The following is a 17,801-nucleotide window of genomic DNA, read 5'->3' as shown; positions in this document are numbered from 1 at the left end:
ATTCACGGGTCAGTGGGAGGGCATTCGGCGGATTTCGCGGATCGATGGGAAACGGGTGGGGCTAGAGTGACTGCCCGGCATATCCCCCGTGCTTTGTGCGGGGGTTCTTGTGTCTCGGACGCGAAATCGAAGGAAAGGCATTTCCTGCATGAAGGCGAAATTCGCTGTTCTCGGTGTGCTGGCGGCGGGTCTGGTCACTTCCGGGTCGGGGATTGCCGCGGCTCAGGCGGAAGCTGTTCAGTCGGCCCCGCGGACGGTTCCTCTGGTGCGGTACTTCGACGGGCTGAAGCACTATGTGACGAGTGGTGCGCGGCCGGGCGTGAAGTATCGGGAGGAGGGGCGGGTCCCGATTTTGACTAGCCCGGTTCCGGGGACGAGGGCGATCTACGGGTGTCTGGCGGGGCATGCTCCGCGTGATCAGTTCCTGAGCGCGGACGCCGGCTGTGAGAACAGCGTCAGCGGGGCGAAGGGCAATACGTTGCTGCGGCGGGAGGGGTTCTTGTACAAGACTCCGGGGCCGGGCAGGCGGGCGCTTTATCGGTGCTATGTCCCGCATACGAAGAGCCATTTCGTGTCGGTCCGTTCCGACTGTGAGTCGAAGCCGCCGACGTCGAAGGTCAATGCGGAATTCGTTCTGGGGTATTTCCCGTACTCCGGAAGGTGACGCGGTTCGCGTGGGTCGCGCGAGTAGGCTTGCGGTGATCTTCTCGCGACGGTGAAGGGGCTGCCGATGACCACCGACCCGACGATGGCCCGGATCGGTGAGGCGCTGGAGTTCCATCACCAGCAGGGCCGGCGTGAGGCGGCGCGTGAGATGTTCGCGCGGATTTGGGAGGACATCGGCGGCGCGGAGGGTGACCCGCTGCATGTGTGCGTGCTGGCTCACTCGATGGCTGATGTGCAGGACGACGTCGGCGAGGAGTTGACGTGGGATCTGCGGGCGCTCGCCGCCGCCGGTGCGATCACCGATGAGCGGGTGGCTCAGGCCGGGGTGCCGCTGTCGGTGGCGGGCCTGTATCCGTCGTTGCATCTGAACGTGGGCGATTGTTATCGCCGGCTGGGTGATCCGGGCCGCGCCCGTGAGCATTTGGAGCGGGCGCGGGCCGGGATCGGCGCGCTGGGTGACGACGGGTACGGGCGGCTCATCAGGGGTGGTCTGGAGCGGCTGGCCGAACGGCTGGAGGAGGCCACCTGATCGTGTCCCGGCCGGGTTTCCCGAGATTCTCCGGGATCTGATGTCGAGAATGCGGGGCCGGCTCCGTCCCAGGGTCACCAGCGGCCGTCTGCGGGCCGCGTGACGAAGGAGACCTGGCATGGCGATCCGGCGGATGGACAATGTTCTCATCGTCGTGGAGGACCTCGACGTTGTGATCGCGTTCTTCGTGGAGCTCGGGATGGAGCTGGAGGGCAGGGGGGCGATCGAGGGGCCGTGGGCGCGGCAGGCGGAGCGGGTGGTCGGCCTGGAGGGGATCCGGCAGGAGGTCGCGATGCTGCGGATCCCGGGCGGTGTGGGCGGGATCGAGCTGGCGATGTTCCACGCGCCGGTGGCGGTCAGGCCCGAGCCGGAGGATCCGCCGGCGAACACGCTCGGCATCCGGCGGGTCATGTTCACCGTGGAGGATCTCGACGACGTGGTCGCCCGCTTGCGGCCGTACGGGGCTGAGCTGGTGGGCACGGTCGAGCAGTACGGGGACACGTACCGGCTGTGTTACGTCCGGGGCCCTGAGGGGATCGTCGTCGGCCTGGCCGAGGAGCTCGGCTGAGGTTCGCCGTCCCGGTCGCGGCGGCTGCGGAAAGGCCGGTGAAAAAGTCGGCGCGGACGTGTCGAGAATCCGGGCGCGGTTCCGTCCCCGGGGAAAGGCTCCGTACGACAGGCATGTGAAAGGCGCGACAGGAATGCGAAAGCTCATCGTTCAGCAGTGGGTCACCGTCGACAACCTCGCCGCCGAGGAGGACGGGGGGCTCGGTTACGTGTCGGGAGAGCCGTTCTCGGCGGATGTCGAGAGCGCGTTCAAGACGAGGGTGATGGGGCTCGTCGACGCGGTGGACACGCTGGTCCTCGGCGCGAACACCTACGCGCAGAGCGCCGGATACTGGCCGTATGCCGCCGAGCAGGGCGAGTACGGCGAGAAGCTCAACAAGCTCACCAAGTACGTCGCCTCCTCGAAGCTGGAGAAGGCGCCATGGGGGGATTTTCCCGCCGCGACCGTGACGCGTGACCCGGCCGCGACCGTCCGCGAGCTCAAGGAGCAGGACGGGAAGGACATCTGGCTGTGGGGCAGTCTGACGCTCATGCGGTCCCTGCTGGAGGCCGGGCTCGTGGACGAGGTCACGCTGCTGGTCTGCCCGACGACGCGGGGCCGGGGCGTGCCGGTGTTCGAGGCCCGGCAGGATCTGAGGCTGATCGAGGCGGCCGGGTTCGACAACGGCGTGGTGCTGCTGCGGTACGCGCTCGAGAAGTAGGGGCGTGCCGTCCTCAGTGCCGTCCTCAGTGCCGTCCTCAGTGCCGTCCCTGGTGTCGTCCCTCGCCTACACCGGGTGGAGTACTCCAGGGTCGGCCAGGCAGCGGATGTGTGCCGCGGGCCGGTTGAGGAGAGTGGTCGCAGGAGGCCCGCGGGGCCGGGCGGACCAGGTCGAGGGGCGGGAACGCGATGTCAGGAGGGACAGAGGAAGACCGGCGGGCGTCGGGCGCGTTGCTGCGGCGCTGGCGGGAGCGGGCCCTGCTCACGCAGGAGGATGTGGCCGAGCGTTCCGGGCTGAGTGTCCGGACGGTCCGGCGGCTGGAGAGGGACGGGCTGCCGCGTGCCCGCAGCACGTCGTTACGGCTGCTGGGTGAGGCGCTCGGCCTGGATCGCGCGGAGCGGGCGAGGATCGCGGCGCTCGCGCGTGGTTCGGGCCGGGTCCTCGGGCCGGAGACGCGTGATGGTCTGGCGCGTGCGCATGACGCGCTCGTCCAGGCCGAGCATGCGTGCCGGGACGGGCGCAGGGCGTTGCGGGTGCTCATCGCGGATGCTCCCGCGCCGGCGCGGGAGGGTTTCCCGGACGAGGCCGGGTGAGGCGTGCGCGGGCCACCAGCGTCCCCTGGGTGGGCGCAGGTGGTTCAGGCGATGACGGCGGGCGGGCATCAGGACGGTGACCGCACGTGGGGAGGGCTTCTCGGCGCGGGGGTGTCAGGCGTCGGCGCGGGCGGTGAGGCGGCTCCAGGCGGCCGCGGCGGCGACGGAGACGGCGAGCAGGGCGAGGCTGCCGGCGATGTCGAGGACGTAGTGGTTGCCCGTGGCGAGGACGACGGCCATCATGCCCAGCGGGAACAGCCACGGCAGCCACGCTGTCAGGCGTGCCGGCCGTTGCGGGGAGGCGCGCAGGGCGCGCCACAGGGCGTAGCCGCACCACAGTGACCAGGCCACGTGCATGCTGGGCATCGCCGAGTACAGGTTGGCGCCGGTCTGAAGCTCGCGGGTGGCGTCGCCGCCGAAGAGGTCGTACGTGGCGACGATGTCGACGACGCCGGGCAGGGCGAACCGGGGTGGCGACATTGGCAGCGCCCAGAAGACCGGCAGCGCGAGCAGGGCCATCGCGATGAGGGTGCGGCGGACGGTGAGGTAGACGCCGGGGCGGCGGACGAAGACCCAGATCAGGGTGCCGAGGAGTACGAGGTAGTACAGGCGGTAGTAGAGCACGGCCGGCTGGATCAGGGCCGGATGTTCGACCAGCCATCGGTTGGCCGCCGCCGTGAGGTCGAGGCGCAGGGCGCGTTCGGCGGTCTGCAGGGCGGAGGCGTTGGCGGTGGCGGCGGCCACGTCCTTGCCGGCGGCCGCGTGCAGCCGGGCGAAGATCAGGATCACCAAGAGCAGGAGGGCCGCCTCGGCGAGTGGTGCGGGCCTCTCCCCCGTCCTGCCGGCGCGTACGGCTGACCACAGGCGGGCGGTAAGGCGGGCGGTTGGGTGGGACCGGCCGGAGGGGTCGGCGTCGGAGGCCATGACAGGATCTTGGGGGTTGCGGCGTCTGGTCTCAACCTGCCGGCGGTGTGGTGTCGTGTGGTGGACTGGCCGGGTGAGTGACTTCGATGTGTTCCTCGCCGACTGTCCCGCCCGCAGCACGCTGGATCTGATCGCCGACACGTGGTCGGTGGTGGTGGTGTTCGGGCTGGGGCGCGGCCCGCAGCGCTACAGCGACCTGCGTGACCGGATCGGCGGGATCAGCAACAAGATGCTCACGCAGCTGAGGCGCTCGGCGCCCGGTGGGCCGCCGCGGGCCACGAGTTGATGATCACTGGTCGTACGGAGGGCAAGGCGCGGGCTCTGGCCGGGAGGTTGGGGGCCCGGTACGGCGGCTTCGAGGAGGTGGCCGCGTTCGCGGAGGCCGCCCTGATCGCGGTGCTGTATCAGGGGATGGCGTCCACGCTGGTCCGGATCGGCGGCGCGCTGCGCGGCAAGGTGATCGTCGACTGCGCCAACCCGGTCGAGGTCGAGGGGTTCACCCTGGTCACCCCGCCCGGTACGTCGATGGCCGAGGAGATCGGGCGGGTGACCGGCGGGCACGTCGTCAAGGCGTTCAACCTGTGCCATGAGCGGGTGTGGCGGATGGACCCGCCGGTGTTCGACGGCCGCCGCCTGGTGGTGCCGTACTGCGGTGACGACCCGGCCGCGCTGGAGGTCGCGCGGCGGCTGATCGCCGATGTCGGCGGCGATCCGCTGCCGGTCGGCGATCTGCGGCACGCCCATCATCTTGAGGCGATGGCCGCGATCGTGATCTCGCTGCTGTTCGGGGGCCGTGATCCGCACACGGTCTTCAACCTGGTCGGCCGCGCGGAGGTGTCTGCGGGCGGGTGAGCAGCCGGGCCAGCCTGCGCAGGGAGAGCCTGGCCAGCGCGTTGACCACCGGCCGGGCCAGCGGCCACAGCAGCCGTCCCGCCGGGCCCAGCGGGGGCCGCAGCCGCTCGGCCCAGATCACCCGGCTGCCGCCCTCGTACGGCTGCACCCGGATCACCCCGTCGCCGCGCACCAGCCGGCCCACGTGCCGCATGACGACCAGGTGGGGCGGCTCCCACCGGCTGATCGTCATCACGTCGAGGAACCCCAGCGGCCACACGCCGGTGTACGCCTCGATCCGGTCGCCGGCTTGCCGGGCCGTTGTGAGCACCATCCACTCGCGGTGCCGTGGCCAGTCGGTCACCAGCGCGAACACCTGCTCGGGCGGCGCCGGCACGCGCACTTGCGCGGCCGCGTACACGTGACCGGTCATCTGGCCCGCCTCTCCCCTGCGTTCATCGCCGCCTGCCCGGCCGCGACCACCCTGAACCTACCGGCCGGGGTTCCGCTCCCCACTTTTATCTATTATCGTCGATTGACGATGAACGAGTCGAGGGAGCCGCTGCCGCGCGCGGAGGCGGAAGAGTACGCGAGCTGGTTCAAGGCCCTGGCCGACGCCACCCGCATCCAGATCGTGTCGCTGCTGGCCCGGCGGCGCACGCCGATGAGCGTGGGCGAGATCGTGGCCGCGTCCGGGGTGGGCCAGTCCACCGTGTCGCACCACCTGAAGATCCTGGCCGAGGTGCGGTTCGTCCTGGTCGAGCGGCAGGGCACCGCCAGCCTGTACCGGATCAACGACACCTGCGTGAGCTGTTTCCCGACCGCCGCCGACGTGGTCATGGGCAATCCCGTCCCGGCCCCGCCCACCTGCGAGTGAAGGAGCGACGCCATGGCGCACGACGAGATCGTCGACCACTACTCCGCCCTGGCCAGGCAGGCGGCCGCGGGCCGGACCGTCGCCGGCTGCGGGCAGGACGCGTTCGAGCGGGGCCGCTTCGGCGCGGCCCGCTACGACGAGCTCGGGACGCTGCCCGAGGCGGCGGTGCGGGCGAGTCTGGGCTGCGGCGATCCGGTGGCCGTCGCCGAGCTGCGCGAGGGCGAGGTGGTGCTCGACCTCGGCTCGGGCGGCGGCATCGACGTGCTGCTGTCGGCCCGCCGGGTGGGCCCGCACGGCAGGGCGTACGGGCTGGACGCCAGCACCGACATGCTCACCCTGGCCCGGCGCAACGCCGAGCAGGCAGGCGTGCGCAACGCCGAGTTCCTGCACGGCACGATCGAGCACGTGCCGCTGCCCGACCGGTCGGTGGACGTGGTCATCTCCAACTGCGTCGTCACCCTGTCCGGCGACAAGGCGGCGGTGCTGGCCGAGGCGTTCCGGGTGCTGCGGCCGGGCGGCCGGTTCGGCGTCAGCGACCTGGTGGCCGAGGACGGCGCGTCCGGCCGGGAACGCCTGGCGGCCGGGCGGCGCTCCGGCTGCGCGGCCGGGGCGCTGACGGTGGCCGCATACCGGCGGCTGCTGGCCGCGGCCGGGTTCACCGGCGTGCGGGTCACGCTGACCGCCGGCCACGGCGACGGCGTGCACTCGGCGATCGTGCAAGCGGTCAAGCCGGGCGCCGGGCCGGGCGTGGAGATCCGGCCCATGCGCGAGGAGGACGCCGGCCAGGTGCTGGCCATCTACCAGGCCGGGCTCGACACCGGCCAGGCCAGCTTCGAGACCCTCGCTCCCGGCTGGGAGGACTTCACCGCCGCCAGGCTGCCGCACCTGCGCTACGTGGCCTGCGATCCCGGCGCGGGAGGGGTGCTCGGCTGGGTGGCCGCCGCGGCGGTCTCGGCCCGGCCGGTCTACGCCGGGGTCGTCGAGCACAGCGTCTACGTCCACCCGGGCTGCCAGGCCCACGGTATCGGCCGGGCGCTGCTGTCGGCGTTCGTCGCCGCCAGCGAGGACGCCGGCGTGTGGACGATCCAGTCCGGCGTCTTCACCGAGAACGCCGCCAGCCTGGCCCTGCACCAGGCGCTCGGGTTCCGGGTGGTCGGCGTCCGGCGACGCGTCGGGTGTCATCACGGCGTCTGGCGGGACGTGCTGATGATCGAACGCCGCAGCGCCGTGGCCGGGATCTGAGCCGTACGGGAACGTCGGCGGGAACAACGGCGGGAACATCGGAGGCCGGCCGGTTGTTCCATGATGCGTGGCCGGTGTGCCCAGTGTCCCCGGGCCTCACCTTTCGCCTTCGCGGACTACCGTTCGGCTGGAGCCGCGTTGCGCCTTTCGCCGAGAGGCGACACGCACACCGGTACGCACACGTTGAAGGCCCCGGCACGTCTTTCCCGACGGCCGGGGCCTTCGTCATGCCACCGTCTGCGGGCTCACCTGGGGAGCGGCTCGGCCATGGGGGTGAACAGGGCGCCCAGCCGGGCGACCTGGCCGGGGATGATCCAGTAGTAGACCCAGGTGCCGCGCCGCTCGCTGCCGATGAGCCCGGCGGTGCGCAGCACCTTCAGGTGGTGGCTGATGGTGGGCGCGGTCAGGTCGAAGGCGTCGGTCAGGTCGCACACGCACGCCTCGCCCCCGGCGTGGGAGCCGATCATGGACAGCAGGCGCAGGCGGACCGGGTCGGCCACCGCCTTCAGCAGCGCGGCCAGTTCGGCGGCGTCGCCTTCGCTGAGCGGCTGGCGGGCGATCGGCGCGCAGCACGCCCCGTCCCGCGCGTCCTGGCCGGTCTGGATGAGGGGCAGGGTGGCGGTCATGCGGGAGCCTCCGGACCTGACAGGTGGTTCGACGTTCGTCTAAATGATAGGCGGTGGTAGCCGGCCAGCGCGGCGGAGGCGATCAGGCAGGACAGGGCGACGCCGGCCATGACCCAGCCGTACCCGGCCGTGTGCGCGACGGCCAGGGCGGCTGCCGGGCTGACGGCTTTGGCCAGCGTGGCGGGCAGGGCCAGGCGGCCGGACAGGCTGGCGTAGGCGGTGGTGCCGTAGCGTTCGGTCAGCAGGTGCGGCTTGGTGATGGTGCTCACGCCGAAGCCGAGCCCGAACAGCAGCACCGCGGCGATCGCCCCGCTGGTGGCGGCGCCGATCAGCGGCAGCGCGGCGGCGGCCGCGGCCTGCAGGGCGAAGACGGCGGCGGCGATCAGCGCGGCGGGCAGGCGGCGCTGCAGCCCGGTGGTGATCAGCCGGCCTGTGACTGACAGCACGCCGAGCAGCCCGGCCACGCTCGCGGCCAGCAGCGGCGGGTGGCCGAGGTGGATCAGGTAGGTGATGAGCAGCACCGAGATGGTGGAGACGCCGGTGCTGTGCAGGGTGAAGGCGGCGGCCAGGAGCAGGAAGGCCGGCTGGCGGGTGGCGGCGCGCACCAGCGCCGCCCGTTCGCCCGCCCCGCTCCGGGCCGCGGGTGCGATCCTTGGCCCGGTGCGGGGCCGGCGGACGGCCAGGGCGTGCAGCGGGATGGCCGCCGCGCCGTACGCCAGGGCGAGGACGACCAGGGCCTGGCGCCACCCGTACGCCTGCGTCAGCGCGCCGGTCAGCGGCATGAAGATGGACGAGGCGAATCCGGCCACCACGGTGAGGGCGAGCAGCGCCGTGGCGCGGGCCGGGGCGGCGAAGCGGGCGACGACGACCGCGAAGGCCGCCTCGTACAGCACCATGGCCGCGGCGACGCCGACGAACGCGAACACCGCGTACAGCTGCGCCACGGTTTCTACCTGCGACCAGGCCAGCAGCGCCGCCGTGCCCAGCACCGAGCCCGCCGTCATCAGCCCCCGCCCGCCGCGGCCGTCCAGCAGGCGGCCCACCACCGGCGCGCTCACCGCCGCGACGAGCACCGAGATCGTCAGCGCCAGCGACACCCGCGAGGTGCTCACACCCAGGTCGCGGCTCATCGGCGTGAGCAGCACCGAGAAGCTGTAGTAGAGCACGCCGAAGCCGATGGTCTGGGTGACGGCCAGCGCCGCCACCAGCCGCCAATCCTGGCGCGAGGGGCGGCCGGGCGGGGCGAGGGGGCCGCTCTCGCCGCTGCCTGAGGCGGCGCGAGGATCGGCGGCGGGCATGAGGCTCTCCTGGAGAAGGGGACGCGGGTCAGCCGCAGCAGCCGCCGCCCTGAGAGGCCCCGGCGGTCGCCAGCGGCAGCGGAGTGCCCAGCAGGCCGCCGCTGATCCCGGTGGCCAGACCGGCCCGCTGCTCCTGCGCCTCGGCGAGGCTGGAGGAACATACCCCCGTCTCGGGCAGATCAAGCCGTACGTCCCGGGCGGCCTCCCAGTCGCCGGCCAGCGCGGCGGCCACGGAGCGGGCCTGCTCGTAGCCGGTGGCCAGCAGGAAGGTCGGGGCCCGGCCGTAGCTCTTGACGCCGATGGCGTAGTAGCCGTCCTCGGGGTGCGCGAGCTCGTCGGCGCCGTGCGGCGGGACGGTGCCGCAGGAGTGCGCGTTGGGGTCGATCAGCGGCGCCAGGGCGCGGGTGGAGCCGAGGATCGGATCCAGATCCAGGCGCAGCTCGCCGGCGATGGCGTGGTCGGGGCGGTAGCCGGTGGCGGACACGACCCGGTCGGCGGTGATGGCCTGCTCGTGCCCGGACGGGTCACGGCTGATCACCCGTACCCGCTCGCCGTCGCGTTCGACGGCGTGGGTGAAGAAGCCGGTCAGCAGGCGGATGCGGCCGCTTGTGACGTGGGCGTGCAGGCGGGTGCCGAGCGCTCCCCGCGCGGGCAGCGCGTCCGCCTCGCCGCCGCCGTAGGCGCGGGCGGCGCTGCCGGCGCGGATCGCCCAGGTGATCGGGGTGTCCTCCAGCTGGGCGAGGGCGAGCAGGGTGGTGGCGGCCGAGTGTCCGGCGCCGACCACCAGGACGTGCTTGCCGGCGTAGCGGTCGCGGTCGGCGCCGAGGACGTCGGGCAGCGCGTGGTCGATCAGCTCGGCGGCGCCGGCCTCGCCGTGGGCGGGCAGCCCGGACGCGCCGAGCACGTTCGGGGTGGCGTAGGTGCCGGAGGCGTCGACGACGGCGCGGGCGTGCAGCTCACCCCCGCCGGCCAGGCGGATCAGGAACGGCGCCGCCTCGCGGCCCGCCGTGCGGACCCGGTCGTAGCCGAGCCTGCTGATCGCGCTCACCTTCGCGCCGGTACGGATCCGGTCGCCGAACAGCTCGGCCAGCGGGGCCAGGTAGTCGTCGATCAGTTCGGCGCCGGTGGGCAGCCAGTCGGGGTCCGGCGCGCTCCAGCCGCCGGCTTCCAGCAGGCGGCGGGCGGCGGCGTCGATGTCGTACTTCCAGGGGCTGAACACCCGGACGTGCCCCCACCGCGCGATCGACGCGCCCGCCCGCTCGCCGGCCTCCAGCACCACGAAGTCGACGCCTCGTTCGGTGAGGTGGGCCGCCGCGGCCAGCCCGACCGGGCCGGCGCCGATGATCACGACGGGCAGGTCGCCGGGCCGTGCGGCCTGGCGGCTCGGCTCCAGTTCGGCGGCGGTGGGACCGCAGCATCCACTCATGGCGCATCTCCTCATCCACGCTGCTTTGAAGTCTGTCTAAGTCAGCAGCATGAGCTATAAATTAGAGGGATGTCAAATTAGAGAGGCATCTAATCAACTCGGGGCGGTCACGCGGGCGGCCATCCCGTCCAGCAGATACTCCAGGCCGCGCGTGAAGGTGGCGTCCCAGTCGTGGTCGAGGCCGTGCGCGGCCAGCGTCGGGTAGGTGTCGCGGCGCTCGCGCAGGTGGGCGTGCACCGCCGGACCGGCGGCGGCCTGGTCGCGGGCCTGCGCGGTGGCCGAGCCGGTCACGTACGTCGACAGGCTGAAGGCGGCCGCCGGCAGGTCGGGCCCGGTGAAGCCCGCCTCGGCCAGGGTCGCGTACAGCAGCTCGGTGCGCGACAGCGCGTTCGGGCCCATCATCGGCCGGTCCAGCAGCCCGGTCGACCACGGGTGGCGCAGCAGCGCCGCCCGCCAGCCCGACACCAGCGCCGCCACGCGCTCGCGCCAGGAGCCGCCGGCGGGCGGCGGGACCTCGCCGAAGATGGAGTCCAGGGCCAGGTCGAGCACGTCGTCCTTGGTCTTGACGTGCCAGTAGAGGGTGGTGGAGCCGGTGCCGAGCCGTTCGGCCAGGCGGCGCATCGTCAGCCGGTCGGCGCCCTCCTCGTCCAGCAGCGCCACCGCCTCGCCGACGATCTGGGCCAGGGTCAGGGGGCGGCGCTCGGGCTTGGCCGGCCGCAGCCACACGCTCTCGTTCACCCGCCGATAATACGTTGTGCGAAGACCGGATCAATGGTCTAGTACTGGAACGATGAGCTATGTCGAGGTGCGTGAGCTGACCTACCGCCTGCCGGACGGGCGGACCCTGCTGGACAACGTGTCGTTCCGGGTCGGCGACGGGGTGAAGGCCGCCCTGACCGGGCCCAACGGCGCCGGCAAGACGACGCTGCTGCGGCTGATCACCGGGGAGCTGACGCCCGCCGCCGGCCGGGTGACGGTCCACGGCGGGGTCGGCGTGATGCGCCAGTTCCTCGGCCCCGGCACCGTCGCCGACCTGCTGCTGTCGGTGGCGCCAGGCCCGGTCCGCGCGGCCGCCGCCGAACTCGCCGCCGCCGGGGCCGCGCTGGCGCTGGCCGCCCGCGACGACGAGCCCGCCCAGCTCCGCTACGCGCAGGCCGCCGCCGACTACGCCGACGTCGGCGGCCACGACCTGGAGGTGGTGTGGGACGTGTGCGCGACCGCCGCCCTCGCCCTGCCGTTCGAGGAGGTACGCGAGCGGCCGCTCGCCACCCTGTCCGGCGGCGAGCAGAAACGGCTCATGCTGGAGGCGCTGCTGCGCGGCCCCGACCAGGTCCTGCTGCTGGACGAACCGGACAACTTCCTCGACGTGCCCGGCAAGCAGTGGCTGGAACGGCGCCTGCGCCGCACCCGCAAGACCGTCCTGCTGGTCTCCCACGACCGGGCGCTGCTGGCCGCCGCCGCCGACCGGATCGTCACCGTCGAGGCGGGCGTCGTGTGGGTGCACGGCGGCGGCTTCGACGGCTACGCCCAGGCCCGCCAGGACCGCGCCGACCGCATGCACGAACTGCGCCGCCAGTGGGAACGCGAACGCGACCGGCTGCGCGCCCTGGCCGACGCGCTGCGCCGGCGCGCCGCCCGCAACGACGCCCTGGCCGGGCCGTACCAGGCCGCCGCGAGCCGGCTGGCCAGGTTCGAGGAGGCCGGGCCGCCCCGCCGCCCGCCCAAACCGCAGAACGTGCGCATGCGCCTGACCGGCGGCCGCACCGGCAAACGCGCCGTCACCTGCCACCGGCTCGCCCTGCCTGGCCTGGTGCGGCCGTTCGACGCCGAGATCTGGTACGGCGAGCGCGTCGCCGTCGTCGGGCTCAACGGCACCGGCAAGTCACACGTCCTGCGCCTGCTGGCGGGCGAGCCCGTCGAGCACACCGGCACCGTCACCCTCGGCGCCCGGGTGAGTCCCGGCCTGTTCGTCCAGACACACGAACGGCCCGACCTGACCGGCCGCACCGTGGCCGAGATCGTCATGGCGGCCGGACCCAGAAGCGGGCCGGCAAGCGGGCCGAAAGAAGGGCAGGCGGGCGGGCTGGAGCGTGACGACGCCATGGCCGCGCTCGCCCGCTACGAGCTCGCCCCCGCCTGGAACCGGCCCTTCGACACCCTGTCCGGCGGCCAGCAGGCCCGGCTGCAGATCCTGCTGCTGGAACTGTCCGGCGCCACCCTGCTGCTGCTCGACGAGCCCACCGACAACCTCGACCTGGCCAGTGCCGAAGCGCTCCAGCAGGGCCTGGCCGCCTACCGCGGCACGGTGCTGGCCGTCACCCACGACCGCTGGTTCGCCGCCGACTTCGACCGCTACCTGATCTTCACCGCGGGCGGCGCCGTCGAGGACGCCACCGAGCCCGCCTGGGACCGCTAGTCCAGCCAGCGGCCCTCCCGCATGAGAACCCGGCCCGCCAGCTCGTCCTCCTCCCGCCACGCGCGCACCCACACCGGGCGGATCCGGAAATACAAGTACGGGGAGGAGAGAGCGCGCGGGTCGAACCCGGTCTTGGCGGCGAACGCGTCCCCCGTCTCCCGCGTCAGCTCCTCCGGCCGGACCGCCTGCGCCGTGCCTTCGATCAGCACCACGTCACGCGTCAGCCCCACCCCGGCCCGGACCCGCTCGTCCGCCAGCAGATTGCGCGCCGTCGGCGCCGCTTCGGCCGTCGAGATCAGCAGCGTCTCGCCGTCCCACAGGAACGACAGCGGGACCATGCACGGCCCCTCCCCCGCCGGCCCCGCCGTCGCGATCCAGGCGTCCACGTCCTTCTCCAGCCGGGCCAGAGTGTCGTGCTTGCGTTCCGCGCGCGTACGAGCCACTTCACAACCTTCCTTCACGTACGAGAGTTCGCCGTGGAATGTCTACCACCTCCGGATCAAGCAGCCGGGATCGGTGGAGAAGGTGAAGCGGTGCGCGGGCTGGGGCGAGGTGACCGCCAGGTGGTCACCTCGCCCGTCCCGCCCGTGGTCAGAGGCCGATGGCGTCGGCCAGGAGGTCCACCTGCGCGGGATCGGGATCGTTGCCCATGAAGATCAGCTCGTCGCAGCCGATCCGCTCGAAGTCGGCGATCGCGGCGGTGATCTGTTCCGGCCGGGTGTAGGCGATGGAGATGCCGTACTGCGCGTACTCGTCACCCGCGAAGGCGTAATAGGAGCCGATGGCGTCGGCGACCGCGGCCTCCGCGCCGGGACCGAGCGCGTACATCACCGACGCCACCATGCGGGGCGAGCCGGACCTGCCGGCCGCCTCCCAGGCCTGCCGCAGCTGGGGGGCGAAGTCCTGCACGTCCTGGACGGTCGCGTCGCCGGCGATCCATCCCGTTCCGTGGGAGGCGATGCGACGCAGGGCCGCCTTCGAGTTGCCGCCGAACAGCAGGGAGGGACCGCCGGGGGTGGCCGGCGGCGGCCCCACCAGGTCCCCGGACGCCATGACCGCGGCCAGCCGCTCCAGGAGCTGGTCGAACTGCTTGCCGCGGGCGGCGTAGTCGACCTCGCCGGCCACGAAATCGTCCTCCCGGGCTCCCGGGGCCAGCCCCAGCCGCAGCCGGCCAGGACCGGCGAGCTGGTCCAACGTGGTGACGGCCTTGGCGAACAGGGCATGGTTGGCGCGCAACGGCGCCAGAAGCACGCTGGTCAGGAGCCGGATGCGCGAGGTGGCGCCGGCCGCGGCTGCCAACGTGATCAAAGGCTCCGGCGTCGACCAGACCAGACGGTCACTGACGCTGAGAGTGGAGAAGCCGCGGGCTTCGGCGCGGCGCGCCCACTCCACCAGGGTTCTGCCTTCGGTCCACCGAGCATGACCGGGCAACCCGATACCGATGTCCATCGCTGATGAGATTTCCTTCCGGGAAGAGACGGTGCGACGAGCGTGACGGGATCGTCAGCCGGGTCGATCGGAGGTGACGAGAACGCCGGACGATCCGGCCGGTCCGTTCCCCAGGAGCCTCCGCAGATCGGCGACGGGCCGCACGCCCGAGACCGGCGGGCGGCCGTCGATCACCAGGCTGGGCACGCCGGTCACACGGTGCTCCGCCGCGCGGCGCCGGTCGGCGCGCACCTCGTCGGCGTAGCCGTCGCCGTCCAGGACGGCGCGCACCTCCCCGGCGTCCAGCCCGGCCGCGCGGGCCAGGGGCTCCAGCACCCCGGGGTCGGCCACGTTGCGTCCCTCGGTGTGGTAGGCGTACAGCAGCGACTCCATCACCTGGTCGGCCCGGCCGCGGTCGGCGGCGAGCTTGACCAGCCGGTGCGCGTCGAAGGTGTTCACCGGCCGGGCCACATGCAGGTTCAGCTCCAGGCCCTCGGCCGCGGCGAGCGACCGGATCCGGGCGACGCGGGCGGGCGCCTGCTCGCCCCACCAGCCGGCCATGGCCTCCTCGGCGGTCGGCCCGGGCGTCCGGCCCTCGTCCGGCGCGAGCTCGTAGGCGCGCCAGACGATCTCGACACCGTCGCGGCCGGGCCGCTGGGCCAAGGCCGCCGTCAGGCGTCTTTTGCCGATGTAGCTCCACGGGCACAGCACATCGGCATAGATCTCCACCTTCATGAATCCCCCAATGAGCGTGTCGGCCGGTCAGGCATCGAGGCGCCGCGGCCCGGGACCGACCTCGCGGACGACGGTGTAGGTGGGCGTCCCGGTCATGCGTGGTTCGGCCTTGCCGGACAGTCCCGCCAGCGCCTCGCCGATGGCGGCCAGCCGGCCGTCGGCGTCGGAGGTCTGCACGAAGTGCCGGTAGTCCGCCTCGCTCGCCCAGTGCACGATGGTGTACACCCGGGTCCCGTCGGTGCTCACATGGAAACGGGCCGAGCGATAACCGGGATAGAAGCGCACCCACCGTTCCTGGATCTCCGCGAACGCCGCCACGAACTCACGCTGTGTCTCGGCGCCGTCCACGGTGTAGTCGATGATCGAGTAGAACCCGGCGTCGGTGCTCACGGACACACTCCTCAAGGGCGGATGCGAGGGGCGGACGCCCCGGTCGCCATCGTGCAATCTCAACCGCGGTTGAGGTCAAACGCCCAGGTGAGCCGCGCATCCGTAGCGGGAGGCCGCGGGCCGGCGCGGCCTCCGCGCCGGCCCGCGAACGGGACGTCAGGCGCCCACGTCGGCGCCCACGTAGGCGCGCAGGTGGCGGGCCGTCAGCGTGTCGCCCGAGCCCACCAGATCGGCCGGAGTCCCCGCGAACACCACCTGGCCCCCGTCATGACCCGCGCCCGGCCCCAGGTCGACGATCCAGTCGGCGTGCGCCATCACCGCCTGGTGATGCTCGATCACGATCACCGTGTTGCCGTCGTCCACCAGCCGGTCCAGCAGGCCCAGCAGATGGTCCACGTCCGCCAGGTGCAGCCCGGTGGTCGGCTCGTCCAGCACGTACGTGGAACCGTTCTTCGCCATGTGCACCGCCAGCTTCAGCCGCTGCCGCTCACCGCCCGACAACGTCGTGAGCGGCTGGCCCAGGCCCAGATAGCCCAGCCCGACCGCCGACAGCCGCTCCAGGATCGCCCGGGCCGCGCTCTCGGTGAAGAAGTCCGACGCCTCGGCCACCGGCATCTCCAGCACCTCGCCGATGTTCTTGCCGCGCAGCCGGTAGGCCAGCACCTCCGGCGTGAACCGCCTGCCCTCGCAGTCCTCGCACACCGTCGCCACCCCGGCCATCATCGCCAGATCGGTGTAGATCAGGCCGATCCCCTTGCACGCCGGGCAGGCGCCCTCGGAGTTGGCCGAGAACAACGCCGGCCTGACCCCGTTCGCCTTGGCGAACGCCGCCCGGATCGGGTCGAGCAGGCCCGTGTACGTGGCCGGATTGCTCCGCCTCGACCCGCGGATCGGCGACTGGTCGGCCACCACCACCCCCTCACGGCCGGCGACGTAGCCGTGGATGAGCGAGCTCTTGCCCGACCCCGCCACCCCCGTCACCACGGTCAGCACCCCGAGCGGCAGGTCGGCGTCCACGTCGCGCAGGTTGTGCAGGTTCGCGCCGCGGATCGGCAGCCACCCGGACGGCTCGCGCGGCGTCTTGCGCAGCGAGACCCGATGGTCCAGATAGCGGCCGGTGAGCGTGCCCGAGGCGCGCAGCCCGTCCAGGTCACCGGCGAAGCACAGCCTGCCGCCCTGCGCGCCCGCGCCCGGCCCGAGATCCGCCACGAAGTCGGCGATCGCGATCATCTCCGGCTTGTGCTCCACCACCAGCACGGTGTTGCCCTTGTCGCGCAGCTTGATCAGCAGCTCGTTCATCCGCTGGATGTCGTGCGGGTGCAGCCCCGCCGTCGGCTCGTCGAAGACGTACGTGGCGTCGCTCAGGCTGGAGTTGAGATGGCGCACCATCTTGACCCGCTGGGCCTCGCCGCCCGACAGGGTGCCCGACTCCCGGTCCAGGCTCAGGTAGCCCAGCCCGATCTCCACCAGCGCGTCGAGCGTGGCCCGCAGACCCTCCAGCACCGGGCCGACGGACGGGTCGTCGATCCCGCGCAGGAAGGCGGCCAGGTCGTTGATCTGCATGGCCGAGCACTCGGCGATCGTCAGCCCGTCGACCCGCGCCGAGCGGGCCGCCTCGTTCAGCCGGGTGCCGTCACAGGAGGGGCAGCGCAGCAGCTTGACCGCCCGGTCGGCGAACGCCCGCATCTGCCCCTTCATCGCCTCGCGGTCCTTGCCCAGGTACTGCTTGCGCACCTTGACCACCAGGCCCTCATAGGTGAAGTTGGTGCCCGAGGCGCTCTTGACCTTGGTCTGCGGCTTGTGCAGGAAGTCCTCCCACTGCTGGGGCGTGAAGTCCTTCACCTTGACCGCCGGGTCGAAGAACCCGGAGCCGGCCATCACCTGCCAGTACCACGAGTCGACCGTGAACCCGGGCGCCTTGATCGCCCCCTCGTTCAGCGACAGCTCCCGGTCCACCAGCTCGTCCACGTCGATGTCGGTGATCAGGCCCAGGCCCTCGCAGCCGGGGCACATGCCCTGCGGGGTGTTGAAGCTGAAGGCGTAGGCCGGGCCCACGTGCGGGATGCCGATCCGGCTGAAGACGATCCGCAGCATCGTGTACGCGTCGGTCGCGGTGCCCACCGTGGAGCGGGCGTTGGCCCCCATCCGCTCCTGGTCGACGATGATCGCCGCGCTCAGGTTGTGCAGCGCGTCCACGTCCGGGCGGTTCAGCGGCGGCATGAACCCCTGGATGAACGCCGTGTACGTCTCGTTGATCAGCCGCCGGGACTCGGCGGCGATGGTGTCGAAGACCAGCGACGACTTGCCGGAGCCGGACACCCCGGTGAACACGCTCAGCCGCCGCTTGGGGATGTCGAGGGAGATGCCGGCCAGATTGTTCTCCCGGGCGCCGCGCACCTGGATGTGGTCATGGCCGTCGGCGGCGCGGTAATCACGCTTGCGGAGATCATCGGCGAAAGTCATGGCATCAAGTTTCTCATTGAACCTGCAAGTGGAGGGTTCACCGCCTTCTCCATGGGTTCAAGGCCGCTAACCTTAAAGTGCGACGTAAC

General features: G+C 72.3%; 21 protein-coding genes. 10 read left to right on the top strand and 11 right to left on the bottom strand.

Annotation, left to right across the window (positions count from 1 at the left end; genetic code table 11):
* Positions 1 to 148: 148 nt before the first annotated feature.
* From ACGFI7_RS25665 to ACGFI7_RS25645, 5 genes are all read left to right on the top strand, one after another.
* Positions 149 to 664 carry a hypothetical protein gene (locus ACGFI7_RS25665; protein WP_393409050.1) on the top strand — a complete coding sequence of 172 codons (516 nt, stop codon included), beginning with the start codon at positions 149 to 151 and terminating at the stop codon, positions 662 to 664.
* A gap of 66 nt (positions 665 to 730) precedes the next feature.
* A complete protein-coding gene (locus ACGFI7_RS25660) occupies positions 731 to 1,195 on the top strand; it encodes a hypothetical protein (RefSeq protein WP_393409048.1) in 465 nt (154 codons plus the stop codon).
* Positions 1,196 to 1,313: 118 nt separating this feature from the next.
* On the top strand, positions 1,314 to 1,763 hold the full coding sequence (locus ACGFI7_RS25655) for a VOC family protein (RefSeq protein ID WP_393409046.1): 450 nt from the start codon (positions 1,314 to 1,316) through the stop codon (positions 1,761 to 1,763).
* Between the two features lie 133 nt (positions 1,764 to 1,896).
* Positions 1,897 to 2,463: a dihydrofolate reductase family protein gene (locus ACGFI7_RS25650; protein WP_393409043.1), complete on the top strand. Its 567-nt coding sequence runs from the start codon at positions 1,897 to 1,899 to the stop codon at positions 2,461 to 2,463.
* 188 nt (positions 2,464 to 2,651) lie between these two features.
* Positions 2,652 to 3,056 (top strand): helix-turn-helix domain-containing protein, encoded by a 405-nt coding sequence (locus tag ACGFI7_RS25645; RefSeq protein ID WP_393409040.1) that lies wholly within the window; start codon positions 2,652 to 2,654, stop codon positions 3,054 to 3,056.
* Positions 3,057 to 3,170: 114 nt separating this feature from the next.
* Here ACGFI7_RS25645 and ACGFI7_RS25640 read toward each other — a convergent pair whose 3' ends face one another.
* Positions 3,171 to 3,845, bottom strand: coding sequence for a phosphatase PAP2 family protein (locus ACGFI7_RS25640; RefSeq protein ID WP_393409037.1), 675 nt, complete (start codon positions 3,843 to 3,845; stop codon positions 3,171 to 3,173).
* 208 nt (positions 3,846 to 4,053) lie between these two features.
* On the opposite strand from ACGFI7_RS25640, the gene ACGFI7_RS25635 reads away from it, so the two are divergent.
* Together ACGFI7_RS25635 and ACGFI7_RS25630 are read left to right on the top strand one after the other, a co-directional pair.
* Positions 4,054 to 4,266: a winged helix-turn-helix transcriptional regulator gene (locus ACGFI7_RS25635; RefSeq protein WP_393409034.1), complete on the top strand. Its 213-nt coding sequence runs from the start codon at positions 4,054 to 4,056 to the stop codon at positions 4,264 to 4,266.
* A complete protein-coding gene (locus ACGFI7_RS25630) occupies positions 4,266 to 4,832 on the top strand; it encodes an NADPH-dependent F420 reductase (protein ID WP_393409032.1) in 567 nt (188 codons plus the stop codon). Before ACGFI7_RS25635 ends, ACGFI7_RS25630 begins: the two co-directional genes overlap by 1 nt.
* Here the strand turns inward: ACGFI7_RS25630 and ACGFI7_RS25625 are convergent.
* Complete coding sequence (locus ACGFI7_RS25625; RefSeq protein WP_393409029.1) at positions 4,792 to 5,244, bottom strand: SRPBCC family protein; 453 nt, start codon at positions 5,242 to 5,244, stop codon at positions 4,792 to 4,794. The two genes, ACGFI7_RS25630 and ACGFI7_RS25625, sit on opposite strands and share 41 nt — an antisense overlap.
* A 108-nt stretch (positions 5,245 to 5,352) precedes the next feature.
* On the opposite strand from ACGFI7_RS25625, the gene ACGFI7_RS25620 reads away from it, so the two are divergent.
* Both ACGFI7_RS25620 and ACGFI7_RS25615 read left to right on the top strand, forming a co-directional pair.
* A complete protein-coding gene (locus ACGFI7_RS25620; protein ID WP_393409027.1) occupies positions 5,353 to 5,688 on the top strand; it encodes an ArsR/SmtB family transcription factor in 336 nt (111 codons plus the stop codon).
* A 12-nt stretch (positions 5,689 to 5,700) separates the two neighbouring features.
* The gene (locus ACGFI7_RS25615; protein ID WP_393409025.1) at positions 5,701 to 6,930 is read left to right on the top strand and encodes a GNAT family N-acetyltransferase; all 1,230 of its coding nucleotides are present in this window, start codon (positions 5,701 to 5,703) and stop codon (positions 6,928 to 6,930) included.
* 245 nt (positions 6,931 to 7,175) lie between these two features.
* Here ACGFI7_RS25615 and ACGFI7_RS25610 read toward each other — a convergent pair whose 3' ends face one another.
* The 4 genes from ACGFI7_RS25610 to ACGFI7_RS25595 all read right to left on the bottom strand — a co-directional run bounded on the left by ACGFI7_RS25610 (position 7,176) and on the right by ACGFI7_RS25595 (position 11,018).
* Positions 7,176 to 7,556, bottom strand: a complete 381-nt coding sequence (locus tag ACGFI7_RS25610) for a metalloregulator ArsR/SmtB family transcription factor (protein ID WP_393409022.1) — start codon at positions 7,554 to 7,556, stop codon at positions 7,176 to 7,178.
* Complete coding sequence (locus ACGFI7_RS25605; protein WP_393409019.1) at positions 7,553 to 8,854, bottom strand: MFS transporter; 1,302 nt, start codon at positions 8,852 to 8,854, stop codon at positions 7,553 to 7,555. Before ACGFI7_RS25605 ends, ACGFI7_RS25610 begins: the two co-directional genes overlap by 4 nt.
* A 28-nt stretch (positions 8,855 to 8,882) precedes the next feature.
* Complete coding sequence (locus ACGFI7_RS25600; protein WP_393409015.1) at positions 8,883 to 10,280, bottom strand: FAD-dependent oxidoreductase; 1,398 nt, start codon at positions 10,278 to 10,280, stop codon at positions 8,883 to 8,885.
* A gap of 93 nt (positions 10,281 to 10,373) precedes the next feature.
* On the bottom strand, positions 10,374 to 11,018 hold the full coding sequence (locus tag ACGFI7_RS25595) for a TetR/AcrR family transcriptional regulator C-terminal domain-containing protein (protein ID WP_393409013.1): 645 nt from the start codon (positions 11,016 to 11,018) through the stop codon (positions 10,374 to 10,376).
* A gap of 52 nt (positions 11,019 to 11,070) precedes the next feature.
* Between ACGFI7_RS25595 and ACGFI7_RS25590 the strand changes: the two genes are divergently transcribed.
* A complete protein-coding gene (locus ACGFI7_RS25590) occupies positions 11,071 to 12,696 on the top strand; it encodes an ATP-binding cassette domain-containing protein (RefSeq protein ID WP_393409011.1) in 1,626 nt (541 codons plus the stop codon).
* Here the strand turns inward: ACGFI7_RS25590 and ACGFI7_RS25585 are convergent.
* The 5 genes from ACGFI7_RS25585 to ACGFI7_RS25565 all read right to left on the bottom strand — a co-directional run bounded on the left by ACGFI7_RS25585 (position 12,693) and on the right by ACGFI7_RS25565 (position 17,712).
* Positions 12,693 to 13,139, bottom strand: coding sequence for a pyridoxamine 5'-phosphate oxidase family protein (locus ACGFI7_RS25585; RefSeq protein WP_393409009.1), 447 nt, complete (start codon positions 13,137 to 13,139; stop codon positions 12,693 to 12,695). The two genes, ACGFI7_RS25590 and ACGFI7_RS25585, sit on opposite strands and share 4 nt — an antisense overlap.
* Before the next feature lie 148 nt (positions 13,140 to 13,287).
* Complete coding sequence (locus ACGFI7_RS25580; protein WP_393409007.1) at positions 13,288 to 14,145, bottom strand: LLM class flavin-dependent oxidoreductase; 858 nt, start codon at positions 14,143 to 14,145, stop codon at positions 13,288 to 13,290.
* Positions 14,146 to 14,199: 54 nt separating this feature from the next.
* Positions 14,200 to 14,859 carry a DsbA family oxidoreductase gene (locus tag ACGFI7_RS25575; protein ID WP_393409004.1) on the bottom strand — a complete coding sequence of 220 codons (660 nt, stop codon included), beginning with the start codon at positions 14,857 to 14,859 and terminating at the stop codon, positions 14,200 to 14,202.
* Positions 14,860 to 14,886: 27 nt separating this feature from the next.
* Positions 14,887 to 15,249, bottom strand: a complete 363-nt coding sequence (locus tag ACGFI7_RS25570) for an antibiotic biosynthesis monooxygenase family protein (RefSeq protein ID WP_393409001.1) — start codon at positions 15,247 to 15,249, stop codon at positions 14,887 to 14,889.
* Positions 15,250 to 15,405: 156 nt separating this feature from the next.
* Positions 15,406 to 17,712: an ATP-binding cassette domain-containing protein gene (locus tag ACGFI7_RS25565; protein ID WP_393408998.1), complete on the bottom strand. Its 2,307-nt coding sequence runs from the start codon at positions 17,710 to 17,712 to the stop codon at positions 15,406 to 15,408.
* Positions 17,713 to 17,801 lie beyond the last annotated feature (89 nt).

The sequence above is a fragment of the Nonomuraea sp. NPDC048826 genome (genome assembly GCF_043198225.1).
Taxonomy (GTDB): Bacteria; Actinomycetota; Actinomycetes; order Streptosporangiales; family Streptosporangiaceae; genus Nonomuraea.
This window is presented reverse-complemented; position numbering and strand designations above follow the sequence as displayed.

Bases quoted from the DNA above. Each gene is read 5' to 3' on its own strand.
- ACGFI7_RS25665 (WP_393409050.1), top strand. From the start codon at position 149: ATGAAGGCGAAATTCGCTGTTCTCGGTGTGCTGGCGGCGGGTCTGGTC.
- ACGFI7_RS25660 (WP_393409048.1), top strand. From the start codon at position 731: ATGACCACCGACCCGACGATGGCCCGGATCGGTGAGGCGCTGGAGTTC.
- ACGFI7_RS25655 (WP_393409046.1), top strand. From the start codon at position 1,314: ATGGCGATCCGGCGGATGGACAATGTTCTCATCGTCGTGGAGGACCTC.
- ACGFI7_RS25650 (WP_393409043.1), top strand. From the start codon at position 1,897: ATGCGAAAGCTCATCGTTCAGCAGTGGGTCACCGTCGACAACCTCGCC.
- ACGFI7_RS25645 (WP_393409040.1), top strand. From the start codon at position 2,652: ATGTCAGGAGGGACAGAGGAAGACCGGCGGGCGTCGGGCGCGTTGCTG.
- ACGFI7_RS25630 (WP_393409032.1), top strand. From the start codon at position 4,266: ATGATCACTGGTCGTACGGAGGGCAAGGCGCGGGCTCTGGCCGGGAGG.
- ACGFI7_RS25625 (WP_393409029.1), bottom strand. From the start codon at position 5,244: ATGACCGGTCACGTGTACGCGGCCGCGCAAGTGCGCGTGCCGGCGCCG.
- ACGFI7_RS25620 (WP_393409027.1), top strand. From the start codon at position 5,353: ATGAACGAGTCGAGGGAGCCGCTGCCGCGCGCGGAGGCGGAAGAGTAC.
- ACGFI7_RS25615 (WP_393409025.1), top strand. From the start codon at position 5,701: ATGGCGCACGACGAGATCGTCGACCACTACTCCGCCCTGGCCAGGCAG.
- ACGFI7_RS25610 (WP_393409022.1), bottom strand. From the start codon at position 7,556: ATGACCGCCACCCTGCCCCTCATCCAGACCGGCCAGGACGCGCGGGAC.
- ACGFI7_RS25605 (WP_393409019.1), bottom strand. From the start codon at position 8,854: ATGCCCGCCGCCGATCCTCGCGCCGCCTCAGGCAGCGGCGAGAGCGGC.
- ACGFI7_RS25600 (WP_393409015.1), bottom strand. From the start codon at position 10,280: ATGAGTGGATGCTGCGGTCCCACCGCCGCCGAACTGGAGCCGAGCCGC.
- ACGFI7_RS25590 (WP_393409011.1), top strand. From the start codon at position 11,071: ATGAGCTATGTCGAGGTGCGTGAGCTGACCTACCGCCTGCCGGACGGG.
- ACGFI7_RS25580 (WP_393409007.1), bottom strand. From the start codon at position 14,145: ATGGACATCGGTATCGGGTTGCCCGGTCATGCTCGGTGGACCGAAGGC.
- ACGFI7_RS25575 (WP_393409004.1), bottom strand. From the start codon at position 14,859: ATGAAGGTGGAGATCTATGCCGATGTGCTGTGCCCGTGGAGCTACATC.
- ACGFI7_RS25565 (WP_393408998.1), bottom strand. From the start codon at position 17,712: ATGACTTTCGCCGATGATCTCCGCAAGCGTGATTACCGCGCCGCCGAC.